16 protein-coding genes are annotated in these 14,730 nt (G+C 41.2%); 3 read left to right on the forward strand and 13 right to left on the reverse strand.

Annotated features, from left to right (window positions below):
* Positions 1 to 70: 70 nt before the first annotated feature.
* Positions 71 to 1,327 carry an ATP-binding protein gene (locus DESYODRAFT_RS23705; RefSeq protein WP_007786961.1) on the reverse strand — a complete coding sequence of 419 codons (1,257 nt, stop codon included), beginning with the start codon at positions 1,325 to 1,327 and terminating at the stop codon, positions 71 to 73.
* A gap of 539 nt (positions 1,328 to 1,866) precedes the next feature.
* Between DESYODRAFT_RS23705 and DESYODRAFT_RS23710 the strand changes: the two genes are divergently transcribed.
* A complete protein-coding gene (locus tag DESYODRAFT_RS23710; RefSeq protein WP_042339070.1) occupies positions 1,867 to 2,235 on the forward strand; it encodes a hypothetical protein in 369 nt (122 codons plus the stop codon).
* Positions 2,232 to 3,290, forward strand: a complete 1,059-nt coding sequence (locus DESYODRAFT_RS23715; protein ID WP_007786963.1) for an HD domain-containing protein — start codon at positions 2,232 to 2,234, stop codon at positions 3,288 to 3,290. The genes DESYODRAFT_RS23710 and DESYODRAFT_RS23715 overlap by 4 nt, the downstream gene beginning before the upstream one ends.
* A gap of 58 nt (positions 3,291 to 3,348) precedes the next feature.
* Here the strand turns inward: DESYODRAFT_RS23715 and DESYODRAFT_RS23720 are convergent, their stop codons facing one another.
* The 7 genes from DESYODRAFT_RS23720 to DESYODRAFT_RS23750 all read right to left on the reverse strand — a co-directional run bounded on the left by DESYODRAFT_RS23720 (position 3,349) and on the right by DESYODRAFT_RS23750 (position 8,437).
* Complete coding sequence (locus tag DESYODRAFT_RS23720) at positions 3,349 to 3,597, reverse strand: type II toxin-antitoxin system RelE family toxin (protein ID WP_007786965.1); 249 nt, start codon at positions 3,595 to 3,597, stop codon at positions 3,349 to 3,351.
* Entirely contained in the window at positions 3,594 to 3,851 is a 258-nt protein-coding gene (locus DESYODRAFT_RS23725; RefSeq protein ID WP_007786967.1) for a hypothetical protein, read from the reverse strand. The genes DESYODRAFT_RS23720 and DESYODRAFT_RS23725 overlap by 4 nt, the downstream gene beginning before the upstream one ends.
* 345 nt (positions 3,852 to 4,196) lie before the next feature.
* Complete coding sequence (gene dprA / locus DESYODRAFT_RS23730) at positions 4,197 to 5,294, reverse strand: DNA-processing protein DprA (RefSeq protein ID WP_007786968.1); 1,098 nt, start codon at positions 5,292 to 5,294, stop codon at positions 4,197 to 4,199.
* A 20-nt stretch (positions 5,295 to 5,314) separates the two neighbouring features.
* Complete coding sequence (locus DESYODRAFT_RS23735; RefSeq protein WP_007786970.1) at positions 5,315 to 6,859, reverse strand: YifB family Mg chelatase-like AAA ATPase; 1,545 nt, start codon at positions 6,857 to 6,859, stop codon at positions 5,315 to 5,317.
* A 1-nt stretch (position 6,860) separates the two neighbouring features.
* Complete coding sequence (locus tag DESYODRAFT_RS23740; RefSeq protein WP_007786971.1) at positions 6,861 to 7,397, reverse strand: transposase; 537 nt, start codon at positions 7,395 to 7,397, stop codon at positions 6,861 to 6,863.
* 466 nt (positions 7,398 to 7,863) lie between these two features.
* Positions 7,864 to 8,196 carry a type II toxin-antitoxin system PemK/MazF family toxin gene (locus DESYODRAFT_RS23745; RefSeq protein WP_007786973.1) on the reverse strand — a complete coding sequence of 111 codons (333 nt, stop codon included), beginning with the start codon at positions 8,194 to 8,196 and terminating at the stop codon, positions 7,864 to 7,866.
* A complete protein-coding gene (locus DESYODRAFT_RS23750) occupies positions 8,180 to 8,437 on the reverse strand; it encodes an AbrB/MazE/SpoVT family DNA-binding domain-containing protein (protein ID WP_007786975.1) in 258 nt (85 codons plus the stop codon). The genes DESYODRAFT_RS23745 and DESYODRAFT_RS23750 overlap by 17 nt, the downstream gene beginning before the upstream one ends.
* Before the next feature lie 515 nt (positions 8,438 to 8,952).
* On the opposite strand from DESYODRAFT_RS23750, the gene DESYODRAFT_RS23755 reads away from it, so the two are divergent.
* Positions 8,953 to 9,369, forward strand: coding sequence for a hypothetical protein (locus tag DESYODRAFT_RS23755; protein WP_207636354.1), 417 nt, complete (start codon positions 8,953 to 8,955; stop codon positions 9,367 to 9,369).
* 342 nt (positions 9,370 to 9,711) lie between these two features.
* Here the strand turns inward: DESYODRAFT_RS23755 and DESYODRAFT_RS23765 are convergent, their stop codons facing one another.
* From DESYODRAFT_RS23765 to DESYODRAFT_RS23785, 5 genes are all read right to left on the reverse strand, one after another.
* Positions 9,712 to 10,188 carry a hypothetical protein gene (locus tag DESYODRAFT_RS23765; RefSeq protein WP_007786979.1) on the reverse strand — a complete coding sequence of 159 codons (477 nt, stop codon included), beginning with the start codon at positions 10,186 to 10,188 and terminating at the stop codon, positions 9,712 to 9,714.
* Positions 10,189 to 10,196: 8 nt separating this feature from the next.
* Entirely contained in the window at positions 10,197 to 10,721 is a 525-nt protein-coding gene (locus DESYODRAFT_RS23770) for a DUF6036 family nucleotidyltransferase (RefSeq protein WP_042339071.1), read from the reverse strand.
* 652 nt (positions 10,722 to 11,373) lie between these two features.
* Positions 11,374 to 12,480 (reverse strand): UDP-galactopyranose mutase, encoded by a 1,107-nt coding sequence (gene glf / locus DESYODRAFT_RS23775; RefSeq protein WP_007786981.1) that lies wholly within the window; start codon positions 12,478 to 12,480, stop codon positions 11,374 to 11,376.
* A 29-nt stretch (positions 12,481 to 12,509) separates the two neighbouring features.
* Positions 12,510 to 13,289: a radical SAM protein gene (locus DESYODRAFT_RS23780; RefSeq protein WP_007786983.1), complete on the reverse strand. Its 780-nt coding sequence runs from the start codon at positions 13,287 to 13,289 to the stop codon at positions 12,510 to 12,512.
* On the reverse strand, positions 13,286 to 14,728 hold the full coding sequence (locus DESYODRAFT_RS23785) for a flippase (RefSeq protein ID WP_007786984.1): 1,443 nt from the start codon (positions 14,726 to 14,728) through the stop codon (positions 13,286 to 13,288). The genes DESYODRAFT_RS23780 and DESYODRAFT_RS23785 overlap by 4 nt, the downstream gene beginning before the upstream one ends.
* Positions 14,729 to 14,730: the final 2 nt, after the last annotated feature.

The following is a 14,730-nucleotide window of genomic DNA, read 5'->3' on the forward strand; positions in this document are numbered from 1 at the left end:
TGGGAGGAAAAGTTGACCCTCGAAGACGATCTTCGAAGGCCTTTTCCGACCCGAGCACGGGAACCTCAAATTAGATCATCCATACAGGAACATACCAGTTCTTTGCATTGATGGGAAGCAGATCATTTGCCATGCAGACGACTGCGCCGTTCCCGATTTTCAGTTTCGTCTGAGAAAGTTCACCGAACTTTTCTGGCTCTGTAACGGATTCTAACACACCAAAATGCTTAATGGCATCCTTGCCAGGGGAAGCTGATTTTTTAATTTCGATAGGATAAAGCGCTCCGTTCTCGTAGATTATCAGATCAATTTCCTTCTTATCCTTGTCACGGTAATAATATATGGGTGGTTCCTTTCCTGCGTTCAGGTAACTCTTGTAAATCTCCGAAAAAACATAACTCTCGAAAAATGCTCCAGACATAGCCCCTCTTTCCAGAGCTTCGGGATTACCCCATTTCAACAGATGGGCGCAAAGCCCTGTATCAAGGAAGTGAAGCATCGGCGTCTTTGTGACTCGCTTTAAGAGGTTGTTGTAATACGGCTGGACTAGTGCAATGATATGGGATGACATGAGGATGGAAAGCCACTTTTTTGCTGTAGGAGATGATATGCCACATTCGCGGGCAATTTCGTCATAAACAACAGGCTTTGCTGTTCTTGCCGCAACGACAGTCATGAAATTGTAGAAAGCCATTTCATCTGCAACCTGTGTCAAATCCTTTATGTCACGTTTAAGGTAACTATCGATATAGGAGCGATAATACATTTCAATGTCTACATTATTATCTGCATAGAGCTTCGGCATGGAGCCTTTAAAGATGCGGAAATACAGGCTATTAAGATCAAACTTCTTAACCTTTTCGATGCGTTTCATCAACCTATCCGAGTCTGTCGTAAATACTTCGGATGAGACTGCATTAATTTCATTAGTCGATAAACCCAATAAGTTAATAATCCCGACGCGACCTGCAAGAGATTCGCTGACATTCTGCATCATGACAAATGCCTGTGATCCGGTGATCCAAAAATCCCCATTACGCTTTGATTTATCAACCGCCATTTTGATATGCGGAAATAATTCGGCAGCAGCATATTGGATTTCATCAATCAAAACAGGCGGTGTGTATCTTTGCAAAAATAATGCAGGATCACTCTTTGCTAAATATCGGATATCCGGATCGTCCAAGGTCACAATTTTGCGGTTAGGCTCTGCTAATCTTTCTAGCATCGTTGATTTTCCTACCTGGCGCGGGCCGGTTACAAGCATCACGGGAAATGATGCTGATGCTTTTCGGACAGTATCTTCTAGCGCTCTTTGTATATACACAAGCAAACACCTCGTCTAAAGTAAAATATAATTTTATATTAGACGAATTTACTTATTTTGTCAACTGTAATGCTCAGCTTTTCGTAAGAGTAAAAGCTAGCTTTAAATTTAGCTCATATCCGAGTCCTATAATGAGTTTATGATCACTCGAAAAATGAACGGTTCCAGTACACTTTTCGTTGTTCGACAAATTTCGGGAAGTACCAGTGGATTGCGCCCATGCCGGGCGCACAAGAAAGGTTCCGGCGAGTAGAGCGAGCTAGCATCATCCCCTTGGGTGAAAAATCCCCCCTAAAGATGAATCTTGACGGACTTTGCCTACCCCAAACATTTGCCAGTTTTAGGCGCTTAAGTTATAATAAAAACATCATAAACACGCGGATCATTGACATAGTACAAGCTGCCTAACATACTATATTAGTGTATAACGGTACATAATTTTTCAAGACAATAGACATTACAATTACCGTAATCATCTGGCAAAGTGTTCGCGGTTTTGGAGGTCTATTCTATTTTATTGGGAATGAGGTTGGTTTTTTATGTGCAGATTTATTGGAATTGAGGACTTGGTGGCAAATGCCTTGATAGAGCTTTTAGAAAAAGGTGCTTGCCGAAGAGTAAGTTTTGAAACACTTGTTAAATATGGAACTGTTGTTATGAGTGTTTTGCGTGAAAATGGTAGTGAAGCGGTTATTTTGATTTCTAAAGAACATACCAATGAATTAATCCGAAATTATTCAGATTTCTTTGAGATTGATCAGAGTGAGCTAAACAATGATGCTATAGTTTTAAAAGCAGAAAAAACTGTTGATGATTTGCGCAATCGTTTTAGGGCTTTCTTGACTATTGATAGCTTGTTGGCCTTTACAGATACTAAATCTCTCGCTGAATTGGGGGTCGCAGTTTGAGTTTCAAGCTTTTTAAGGATCCGATATATGGATATGTAGAAATTGATTCCAAACTTGTAAGTAGTATTATTGATACTGCTTGTTTTCAAAGACTTAGAAATATTAGGCAAACAAGTTATGCCCCCTTGTACCCTGCCTCATTTCACAATAGATTCTTGCATTCTATCGGCGTTTATTATTTAGGAAAAAAGGCGTTTAACGTAGCTTATAAATCACTTCAAGATGATGATAAAACATTCGAAGAAGATGAATTAGGCAACATTAAACGCCTTTTTGAATTAGCCTGTTTACTTCATGATGTAGGACATGCACCCTTTTCACATACGGGAGAGTTGCTTTTTTTAGCGGATTCATCGAATCCTCCGGCCATATATACGAAATTAATCTCCTTAGTGGAAGATGCTACCTTTACTGCTGATGTCGAACACTATTATAAAAATGGAAAAGCTGCCGCGCCCCATGAAATGATGAGTTGTATTGTTTCCTTAGTAACTTTTAAAGAGCATTTTCAAACGCCTGACGAACGCGACTTCTTTTCTCGCTGTATAACCGGATTTAAATTCCGTAATACAGACAAAAAGAATTATGATGTTTTGAATTGTTTTATCGAACTGCTGAATTCCCCAATAATTGATGTTGACAGGCTGGATTACATAATTAGAGACTCACAAACAACAGGATTTCAAAGTGTTTCCATTGATTATGAAAGGATCTTAAATGGTATCCGGATTATTAAAAAGGATGGTTTAAGCCTTTTAGGTTTCCATAAGAGTGCTTTAAGTGTAGTTGAGAATGTAATATATGCTCATGATTCGGAAAGGAAATGGATTCAAAACCATCCAACTATTTTGTACGAGCATTTCTTATTACAACATGCCATGCGAAGTATAGATAAACTTTTTTCATTTTCAGAGACCGGTACGAGGTTTTTTGCTTTAGAGTCTTTAACTATAGAAGGGGCGAACTTTGGAGATAAGGGTAAAATCTCCTTATTAGCAGATGAGGATATTTTTTCGAAGAAAAGAAAGGTTCCAGGAACCTGTCCGGAACGCTGACCAACGGGAAGCAGTTCCCGAGCAAGGGGCTTCCCTCTAGCTGAGGTCTTTTTCACCCTTACTTATCATAGGCTTCCTTACTGTGAAGAACTCTAAAGGTATATACTGTTACAGTTTGTTTCGAAATATCTATAATAACTCTACACTCCCCAACCCTAATTCTGTAATTTTCGGATCCTCTTAGCTTTTTTATATCAACACGTTGACCAGCAACAAAATGTTCTAGAGCTAAATATACACGGTTTCGAGTAGCTTTATCTAGTTTCTCCAGATCTTTTTTTGCACGAGTAGTAATGACTATATTCATAAGTCACCCAGCTGTTTTTTAATTTCGTCTAGGCTATGGATCCTACCCGCTATCACATCTTCTTCACCCTGGACAATGGAAATCTCATCTTCTTCTGTCAAATCTTCTTCATCATATAAAGGGTAACTCAATGCTTCCTCCATTGTTTGTCCAAAAAGTGATTTTAAATATTTTATTGCCTTCTCTAATTCCTTAGCAGTCATACTTTGTGTTAGGTATCTAACTTCTTCCCTCAATTTGTCTTCTGGTAACACATTATACCCTCCCAAAAGGTCACAGATATTAAGAGTAAGCCTTTAGTCAAACTTTTCCCCTATTATACCATTATTACCGTAGCAGGTTAACTGAATTCTTTCTATATAAATGTAAACGGCTTAATGTCACAATCGGTGGAGAATAGTTGGTAAGCCATTGATATCTGTGTCCTATAATGGAGATTATGATCACTCGAAAAATGAAAGGTTCCAGTACACTTTTCGTTGCTTTTCGTTGTTCGACAAATTACAGGAAGTACCAGTCCCCTTCGGGAGGAAAAGTTGACCCTCGAAGACGATCTTCGAAGGCCTTTTCCGACCCGAGCACCGGCTCGAAGGTCAATATTATTGTACTCTCTTCACCATCTGCCCTATTACAACAACCTTACCCTCAAGCTCCATCTTGCAAAGAAGTTCTATTAAGCTACTAAGATTTCCGCTACACACGTCGGTAAGACTGTTTATACTCTGAGCCTGGTCTAATCGATTGAGAATCATCTTCTCCTGAAGATTCTCAGGGAAACTCTTAATTTGCTTTTGCTTCTTAACCTCTATCGGCACTTTAGTCAAGGAGTCGTTTATCTCCATTATATTACTGTTTATTAATTGATCGGGGCTAAGATAAATTTCCGCTCCATTCAAAATCAAATGATTCGTTCCAGCACTTTCAGGACTATGAATGTTATTTGGAACTGCAAACACCTTTCGTTTATATTTTTTAGCGTATTCAGCAGTAATTAATGCTCCGCTCCTTTTTGCTGCCTCCACAACCAAAAGCTTTTCCACCCAAGCGGCCAAGAGCTTATTCCTATCTGGAAAGTATTCTTGCCTAGGTCGTATCCCCGGAGGATAAGGCGAAACAATCGCTCCTCTTTTAATTATTTCTTCCATTAGCGTTTGATGTTCCGGAGGATAGCAGAAATCCACACCATTAGCCAGAAAAGCTATGGTATATCCCCCCGCCTTAAGGCAAGCTGTGTGAGCATAACTATCGATTCCCTTCGCCATACCGCTAACTACCGTTATACCTGCGTGAGCTAGGAAAGCTGCAGCATCAGCAGTAACACCTTTTCCATAGGAGGTACAGCGACGGCTTCCAACTATTCCAACACACGAGGTCAGTTTTTGTAAATTCCCGCGGTAATAAAGTATCGCTGGAAGGATTGGAAACTTATTTACATAACAAGGAAAACGCGAATCATCGTAGGTCAAAAGTTTAATTTCAAATTTTTGCATGTAATCTTCAAGTTGTTTAGCTGCTTCTAATGAACGCTGACTTAATATTAGCTCAATCAGCCCGGACCTCAGCCCCTTAACACTGAGCAAATCTTCGCGCGTCGCTTCATATACCTCCATGGGTGAACCCAATCCGTCCACAAGTTTCCTTAAAGTTGCCGGCCCTATTCCTTTTAAATGACTAAGCCATAGCCAATATGTAACCACAAAAGCCTCCTTAAAGAAGTTTAAACCACTAGCATCCCACTTCGATCTTTATCTAAATCCCTACTCATCAAGGCGGCACTCACATCTTTTTTACGAATAACGTCCGATTCCTCAAGGTCGGCAAACGTTCTTGCTGTCTTAAGGAATTTGTTGTAGGTTCTAGCACTATATTGAAACTTATCGAAGGCAAGACTTAGCAGCTGAGTACTCTCTAAATCGAGTCGACAAAATTCTTTGATCATCGCTTCAGTCATCTGGGCATTTGAATTAACACTAGGAATTCCACTGAACCGTTCTTGTTGGATACGCCTTGCCTTTTGAACCTGTTCCTTAAGTTCATTCGAACTTCGTCCTTTCACCTGAGCTGATAGGTTCAGGAAATTAACAGGCTGAACGTATTTATGGACTTCAATTCGATCCAATATGGGACCGGATATCTTTTGTCTGTATTTAAGGACCTCGTAATCCGTACAGCGGCAGCGAGGTTGCCCGTAATACCCACACGGACAAGGATTCATCGCAGCAACAAGCATAAAGTTCGAAGGAAAAACTCCGGTGCTCTTCACCCTTGAAACCGTAACAACTTTATCCTCCATTGGCTGTCGAAGGGCATCCAGACTCTTTTTATCAAATTCCGCAATCTCATCAAGAAAAAGGATTCCATTATGAGCCAACGAAATTTCACCAGGAACAACTGGGCTCCCACCACCAACCAGTGAATTCATCGAAGCATTATGATGTGGCGAGCGGAAAGGGCGTTCAGTAACTAAACTCCTTCGTTCACGCAAATGACCAGTTATACTATAAATTCTCGTAATCTCAAGGGCTTCCTCCTCACTGAGCTCCGGCATAATGGTCGATATACGTTTCGCGATCATGGATTTCCCACATCCCGGAGAACCAATCATGAGGATATTATGCCCCCCGGCCACTGCCGCGACGATATATTCTATGAGTACATCCTGTCCTCTAACATCAGCAAAGTCAAGGTCTTCATGGGAATCACGGAATTTCTCACCTTCTTCAAAGTTCGGAGGACAGTACTCTTGTTTTCCTTGCAAAAATCCGATGACGTCACCAAGAGATTTAAAAGCATAGATCTCCAGCCCTTTAACAAGGCTCGCCTCACGATAATTTTCAAAAGGGACAAAAATGCGCTTCATACCACTTTCTCTGGCTGCAATGACCATGGGAAGCACTCCACTGACGGAGCGCAATTCTGCATTCAGAGAAAGCTCTCCGATGAATGCAGAATCCGAAAGTTCTTCCCTATCGAGTAAAACTTGTCCTGCTTCAAGTAATAACGAAATCGCCATCGCTAGGTCGAAGTGTGAACCACTCTTTTTAATTCCACTAGGAGCTAAATTAATCACTACTTTGAGCTTTGGGAATTCGAAACTACCATAGGTCAAAGAGGCCTCTAAACGATGAGCTGCCTCCTTCACTGCTGTGTCGCCCATTCCAACGATATTCACCGAGGGTTGGCCATGTAGGGTTACTGTTTCGACAGTTACCGAGTAGGCATTAACACCCGACAAGGCAAAGGAACGGATAACTGTTGCCATTCTACTTACCCCCCTCTACAAACATCCGGTAACGTTCAGCCCTTGGCTCAGAAAAATAGCCCAAGGTTTTCTCCTTATTTACAATTGAGTTTACTCGAATACCCATATAATCACGGAAACTACTCCATTCATAATCAATCGATAGCTCTGTCATATTCGCCCGAACAGGATTTAAATGTATGTATCTGCTGATCTCCAGGTGATACTGATCTGACTCAATAAGTTCAGACTTAAATCGGTCTTGGAATAAATGACCTACAAAGTTATACTTATTATTAAAAAACTGTGTATAAAGCAAGCTGATTCTTTTCATGATTGTGCTTATATCTATATCTACCGTCTCAATCTGTAAATGTACGTGGTTCGACATGAGGCAATATGAATGCAAGTAGAAACCATGAACTCTCTTAGTCTCTCTCAGAATTGTTAAATAGACTTGCCTATCCTCATCATCTCTATATATGTCATGCCTATGATTCCCGCGACACATAATATGATAACTAGCTCCCGGAAACCAAATTCTTGCTTTCCTCGCCACAGTATATCATCCACTCCTCCACTACTTCTCTAAGTTTAACATTCATAGCATGCATAGTCCTTTGTAATCTGTCGAAGGAAAGAATAATTTAGATAAGGATTTTCAGACACGAACAAAGTTGGACATCCCGGTTGTACAACTGGCCGCAGTGAGCGGCTACCAGTGGTAAAGAGCAAGAAGCTCCCTAGGGGAAGGGGTGGGCTACTTGCTCTTTTGCTTTCTGTTAATTATTAGAACGACTAAAGTCGCAAACGCCACGGCAAACATCAATGCCTGGTACATACTCATAAGCCTCCCCCCCTTTCCGGGGTTCGGCCGCCCACCCGCCCTATTCAGTTGTATGCGTAGGATCTCTATGGGCCGATCAGTTATTCGACATTCGACAAATTGCGGGAAATACCAGTCCCCTTTGGGAGGAAAAGTTGACCCCCGAAGACGATTGAGGTCCTCGTACCTCAACACGCTCTTAATCTACCAACATTTCCTTGATAGTACATTTCACATCAAGTATCGAAGCAGCATCCATAGTTCCGATTTTTTCGCAAAGCCTTGCTTTGTCAACCGTCCGAATCTGGTCTAATACAATCCACCCATCCACATCGCCAACGGTAAGCCTAATACGGGTAGGATATCCTTCCCTACCCTTGCTGGTAACTGGTGCAATCATAACCGTACGCAAATGCTGATTCATTTCTGGAGGAGAAATAACCACACATGGCCTGGTTTTATTAATTTCTGCTCCTTTTGTTGGATTCAGATCAACCCAATACAAGGAATACTGCTCAATAGTTTGGTTCATCCCATACCTCCAGCGTTTCATTGTCAATCTCCTCAGAAATCAACAGAATGTCATCGTTATTTTTGTGCATAAGTTCCAATGCCTCTGCCCAACCTTGTCGGGGTGTTCTCACCGGTTTAATGATGATAAAATTGTCTTCAACTACCAATTCCACTTTTGAATCTATACCACATTGCCTTAAAACTGCATGAGGAATCCGGATTCCTTTAGAATTACCAATTTTAATAATGTCCATTTCCATTACAATCCCTCCTTATCCTTATCAAGTAACTACATTGTAGTTACATTTTATCAGTTATGCATTGCTAATACAAGGTAAGTGCTTAATAATCAGGTGCCGCTGGTAAGCAAAAACCTCGGAATGATTACCATTCTGGGGTGTCATCAATTATTAAGCTTCAGTCCTAGTGTTGCGACAGTGGTCAGGCAAGCTCTGAGACCAAGGCATGAATTCCTCCTGCATTCTACTGCGAGATCAGCCTGCTGTTCTCGCTTGGTCACTTAAAATACGTAAGCGGTAAATAGGTTCTTTTCCACTTTAGTTGATTAATGCAGTGCTTCAAGCAATAGAGTCTCACTGTTAACGATTTCTATTCCCTCAAAGTCTTCCACCCTTGGTTTGCCTATGCAAAATCGGATACGAATCCGATTTGCATAGGCAAACCTTTCTTTAATACCCGGCTCGTATTTCCATAATTTCCCATTACCCAAAAATTGGAGCAACTTACACAGGACCATAAAGATCTCAAAAAACAGGTGAACGAAAAAGACAGCGAACTCAGCCGGTTAACCACTGTAAACCAATCTCTGGATCAGCAGGTAAAAGATTGCCGGCCTCAATCCGGCAATGAGCAGAAAAGCCTGCGCGAAAAAGAAGTTATGCCCAAAGAAGATCGTGACAACAGTGAATATGCCGAAAAAATCACCCAACTGGAAAATCAGATTAAAACAACGGAAGGCCTAATCCCTATCATGACCGCAGAAGCGAAATACATCTTTTATCGGGATCAATTGCTCAGAGCTTTTGAAAATGTCTTGATGGCCCTTAAAGTATTAAACGACAAAGACCCCGAGGTAAAGGAACAACGTCGCGAGGCGGCCTATGAGATGATGAAGAACCTGACCAAGCAGTTGGAGGTATATCCACCTGTCCCCACCTTCACTGTCATGTAACGAAACCAGCTCGGCGCACGGTACGATCCCTTTAGTCAAACTTTTCCCCTATTATGCCATTATTACCGTGGCAGGCTAACTGAATTCTTTCCATACAAATGTAAACAACTTAATGTCACTAATCAGTGGAGAATAGTTGGTAAGCCATTGATATCTGTGTCCTATAATGATTGTTATGATCAATCGAAAAATGAAAGGGTCCAGTACACTTTTCGTTGCTTTTCGTTGTTCGACAAATTCCGGGAAGTACCAGTCCCCTTTGGGAGGAAAAGTTGACCCTCGAAGACGATCTTCGAAGGCCTTTTCCGACCCGTAAATAAAGGACCTCATTTAATGAGATCCTCAATTTTTACTGACAAACAAATTATTCCAATCTACTGATTTCATTTTAGCATGAACATTATTCCTCAAATTTACGTCTAACTTTCTTTTTCTTTCTTCAACTAAATAGCTATTTAATATCTTTGAATAACCATTAAACTCCCAATCCTCCATATGCCCATCCAGAGGTTGTAAATTCCTTATCACAGTTTTATTTAAATAACTCACAAGCTTTTTCATATCTTGGTTGTCGTACAATTCACCATTGTTTAATCGCTTCAGCGTCTGTTTTGAGTCTGTAACCATCTTTTTGGCAAAACGATTACGGTGACTTAACTCTACCATTCGATTAAACGTGCCCTTGTCTTTCAACATATATAGAAATAGTAAGTTCTTAAAACGATGGCTTTTTTGAGCATATTCAAGCAACTCTTCAAGAGAAGATACATTAACTCCTAATTCATTTTTATATCGTTCGACAAATTCTTGAAAAGTCATAATACCACCTACTTCTCTACTCTTAGACTTTTGATATAACGAAAATCATTCCAAATTCTCTCTTCGTTTACAGGTGTACTAAGTTTTGTTGCTAATAGTATTTCCAAATAATCAAAGTCAATTACATTGATAAGCCCAGATTCTTTAATATCTTCAATGTCTTGAGGTCTGTTTGTTCCAATTTTTGATATGATCAAGTCATAATTCCCAAGAACATATACATCCAAACTGCTAAGATCAATATTCAATCGTTCTAAGCGGTCCTCAAAGTCTTCACAAAGATTGACGATATTTGAACCTCTATCATTAAAATCGTAATTTTCAAGAATCATTCTTACTCTATTATTTTTAATAGTATACGTATCTATATCTGCAGTGTGTCGTGTAATAAATCCTTTCAGAGAGAAGGCACTGGACCCAAAAACAATTAATTCAACCCGTTCTCCTATGCTCAATACTTCAAGCAGTAAAGCGTCTACAATAAACAACTTTTCAATTATGGCCGCTCTGTCTAATGTACGCTTCCAGCTCATACACAACAACCTTTTTTCTTTAATTTCAAGGGACAAAAACATCGATAAGACACAGACACGCACTTTAGCCTTATTATACCATTATTACCTTGACAAATGAACTGTAATTCTTGACTACGAATGTAACTTACTAGAGTCAAGTAACATCCATGGAATTCCTGTATTAAAGGTCATCATTAAGGATTTCTTTGTAATTGCGATAAGTAACCCGAGCCCGGATATTGAGTTGGGTCCTATAATGTGAGTTATGATCACTCGAAAAATGAAAGGTTCCAGTACACTTTTCGTTGTTCGACAAATTCCGGGAAGTACCAGTCCCCTTCGGGAGGAAAAGTTGACCCTCGAAGACGATCTTCGAAGGCCTTTTCCGACCCGAGCATTAGTTCCCATTGGCTATTGCTATGTGCAGACTTTTTGACAATTACGAAAGAACCACTATGTTAGCAGTACAGGTCTCTATAACCATCATGATAATTACCTAAAAAATTCATTCGACAAATTCTGAGAAGTACCAGTCCCCTTTGGGAGGAAAAGTTGACCCTCGAAGACGATCTTCGATGGCCTTTTCGGCCTTTTCCGACCCGAGCAAGCAATTCCATCGCTGTGTGGGAACCAATGTATCCGGCCCCACCAGTCAGTAAAACAACCCTGTTTAAAATTCTCCTAATCGTAACACTTTTGAAGCCAGGGCTAAGGCTGATTTAATAGTAACATCCATATCATAATACTTATACTCACCAAGACGTCCGCCGAAAAATACTTTTGACACTTGAGCCGCCAACTTGCGATACTCTTCATATAAAGCGTTATTCTTCTCATCATTTACCGGATAATAAGGTTCGTCACCGCACTTCCAAGAGGCACTGTATTCGCGGCTGATTACCGTCTTTGGCTGCGTGCCAAACTCAAAGTGCTTGTGTTCAATAATCCTTGTAAAGGGTGTTTCCCTGTCCGTGTAATTGACCACAGCGTTGCCCTGGTAGTTATCCGTATCCAGCACTTCCGTTTCAAAGCGAACACTACGGTATTCCAGCTCACCCAGTTTATATCCAAAATAGGCATCGATCTGTCCGGTGTAAACCACCTTTTCCGCTAACGCATCTATCTCAACTTTCTTCCCAAGATAGTCGGTATTAAGCCTGATTTCCGCGCCTTTAAGCATTCTCTCAATGATTGCGGTATATCCTCCAAGGGGAATACCCTGATAACGATCATTAAAGTAATTGTTATCGTAAGTGAACCGTACTGGCAAACGACGGATGATAAAGGCCGGGAGCTCTGTGCAGGAACGCCCCCATTGTTTTTCTGTATAGCCCTTAATCAGCTTCTCGTAGATGTCCCAACCAACAAGTGAAATAGCCTGCTCTTCGAGATTTTGCGGCTCACCGGTGATTTCCGCCCTTTGCTTTTCTATTATTGCTTTCGCTTCGTCCGGGGTCTTTATCCCCCACATTTTGCTGAAAGTATTCATGTTAAACGGCAGATTGTAAATCTCACCATGGTAATCGGCTATCGGGCTGTTTACATAGTTGTTGAACTCGGCAAAGCTGTTTATGTAATCCCAGATGGATTTGTCCGAGGTGTGGAAAATATGTGCGCCATATTGGTGGACGTTGATGCCTTCAACAGCGTGGGTATAGATGTTTCCGCCGATATGGTCTCGCTTGTCTACGACAAGGACCGACTTACCGCGCTTTATTGCTTCATGCGCTATTACCGCGCCGTACAGACCAGCACCAATGATTAAGAAGTTATACATATTTTCACAACCCTTTCAGATCACAATTGTTATATTTTGAGTACCTTTCCGTTCAGTCCATTCGTTTTTAAACTTCCAACAAATGCCTCCATAGTCTCCACCAAGGGCTTTTTGTATTCCGGAGGTTGTTGGCCCAATTTCTCGTACTTTGCTTTCCCTAGGTTATGTGCTTCTAATATCTCTACTGTGCCTGGTTTGTATATAGCCATCAATGACGTAATTTCACCCAAATTGTCTTCGTCGTCTGTAAACCCAGGAATGAACGGAATGCGTATTGTGACATGCGCTGGATCAATTTGTGTGAAAAGAGTTTTCAAGTTATCGAAATATCGTTGCAGATTTCCACCCAAAACCGCCTTGCATTTTTCGGCATCAGAAATAATTTTGCAATCTACCATCCACTCGTCGACATATCTCATGGCGATTTCCAACAATGCAGGGGGAACGAAAAGAGAAGTCTCCACACATTGATTAATACCTTTAACCTTCAAACTTGATAATAATGGCTCAATTTCTTTAGTGCGAAGAAGCGGCTCCCCGCCGGAATATGTTACGCCACCTCCGCATTCATAATATGGTGAATCTTTGAGGATTGTCTTCTCAATTTCACCAAGTCCCTTATATTCCCCAAAAGCCATGATATTACCATTGTCAACCGTGGCTTCCTGAATCGCGGACGAAATTGTCTCAGGATTCGCACACCAGGGGCAATGCAACGAACAACCTTTCAAAAATACGGTTGTGCGTATACCGGGGCCGTCATGAAGGCAGAACCTCTGAATATCTGTAACCAATACTCTATCACTCACGTGTGTCTCCTCGCTTTTCGCAGCATTTGCTTACAAATCTCTAAAAAGAATGAATCCCGTAATATCAAAAGACTTACTGCGTATACTGCGCTTCCAGCGACAAAGAGAACACCCGTCGCCAATATTGTCGATGAGAAAAACCCCCTTGCCCACCATAACAGCGCCGTCATCAAGACAGCACCAGCAAGGTACTTTGGCATAGGCGCAACAACATCCTTGACGGGGAATGTTTTTCTCACATAAATCAATTGTATAACCGCAATCGCTATCTCAGCGACCACGGAGGCAAGTGCCGCGCCCAAAGCAGCCATATGCGGAATCAGCAATAGGTTCAAAACAACGTTGATTACGGCTCCCGCAATGACTGTGGCGGTAAAAACATTTTGCAAGCCCACAGGTATTAGATACTGGACGCCTGTAACATTGTTGATTCCGATGCCAATCAGCAAAAAGGAAAAGACGGATATCAAGACCGGGATCTCGTCCCACCCCGGGCCATAAAACCATCCGGAAAACTGGCTCGCCAGCGCAATTATCCCACCAATCAAAGGCAACGCAAGCAGCCAAACAAAGCGGTAACTTCGAAATATGATTCTTTTAATAGTGTCAATATCTTTTGCCGCATGAGCGGCCGCAATACGTGGGATACAGACCACTCCAAGGGATGTAACTAAGGTAAGCGCTGTTTTTACAATTTTTTCAGACTGCTCGTAATATCCATTTTGAACTGCTGATTCAGTAAAGACACCAATCATTGTTTTGTCAAGAACGGTATAAATGCTGACGGCAATAGTTGGGAAAAACAAGGTGGCGATTGTCTTTGTGTCCCTAAAAGGGTTGATCTTTCCTATTCCTGAAAAGCTAATTAATCCGCGCAGATATGGAAACAAGGATATGTTGCCGACAAGCTGGGACCCCGCTAGTATTCCTGCGTATAAAGCCATATCTCTCGGAGATTTTACAAGTATAAAAATGAGTACCATTCCCACCAGCTTTACGGCGACATTTCTTAAGACGGTTCTCTTGAACTGCTCCAATCCCATAAAGAACCACGAAATGTCAAACGCCACGGCAATCAGCAAAATACCTTGCATACAATATACCATCATATTTTGAGGGGTAAAAATAATGAGAAAACCAAAATAGACTATTGTACAGACTGATGTAAAAATCACCCGGAATAACAGAACTTCAAAGAAAACCTGGCTTCGCTGTGTTTTATCTTCTCGCACGTATGCAATTTGACGCTGGCCATACAAGGCCGTGCCAAATGCAGCAAATAATGCGAAATAGGTGACAATGGAGTTGGTAAAGCTATAAACCCCAACACTTTCGGCTCCAAGGACGCGGGATACGTATGGGGTCGTTACAAGCGGAACCAGTATTGCAACAACCTGATATGTCAGATTATAAAGATAATTTTTTTTTATGGAGGGCAAAA

This window comes from Desulfosporosinus youngiae DSM 17734 (genome assembly GCF_000244895.1).
GTDB lineage: Bacteria > Bacillota > Desulfitobacteriia > Desulfitobacteriales > Desulfitobacteriaceae > Desulfosporosinus > Desulfosporosinus youngiae.

Bases quoted from the DNA above. Each gene is read 5' to 3' on its own strand.
- DESYODRAFT_RS23710 (WP_042339070.1), top strand. From the start codon at position 1,867: ATGTGCAGATTTATTGGAATTGAGGACTTGGTGGCAAATGCCTTGATA.
- DESYODRAFT_RS23720 (WP_007786965.1), bottom strand. From the start codon at position 3,597: ATGAATATAGTCATTACTACTCGTGCAAAAAAAGATCTGGAGAAACTA.
- DESYODRAFT_RS23735 (WP_007786970.1), bottom strand. From the start codon at position 6,859: ATGGCAACAGTTATCCGTTCCTTTGCCTTGTCGGGTGTTAATGCCTAC.
- DESYODRAFT_RS23745 (WP_007786973.1), bottom strand. From the start codon at position 8,196: ATGAACCAAACTATTGAGCAGTATTCCTTGTATTGGGTTGATCTGAAT.
- DESYODRAFT_RS23750 (WP_007786975.1), bottom strand. From the start codon at position 8,437: ATGGAAATGGACATTATTAAAATTGGTAATTCTAAAGGAATCCGGATT.
- DESYODRAFT_RS23765 (WP_007786979.1), bottom strand. From the start codon at position 10,188: ATGACTTTTCAAGAATTTGTCGAACGATATAAAAATGAATTAGGAGTT.
- DESYODRAFT_RS23770 (WP_042339071.1), bottom strand. From the start codon at position 10,721: ATGAGCTGGAAGCGTACATTAGACAGAGCGGCCATAATTGAAAAGTTG.
- glf (WP_007786981.1), bottom strand. From the start codon at position 12,480: ATGTATAACTTCTTAATCATTGGTGCTGGTCTGTACGGCGCGGTAATA.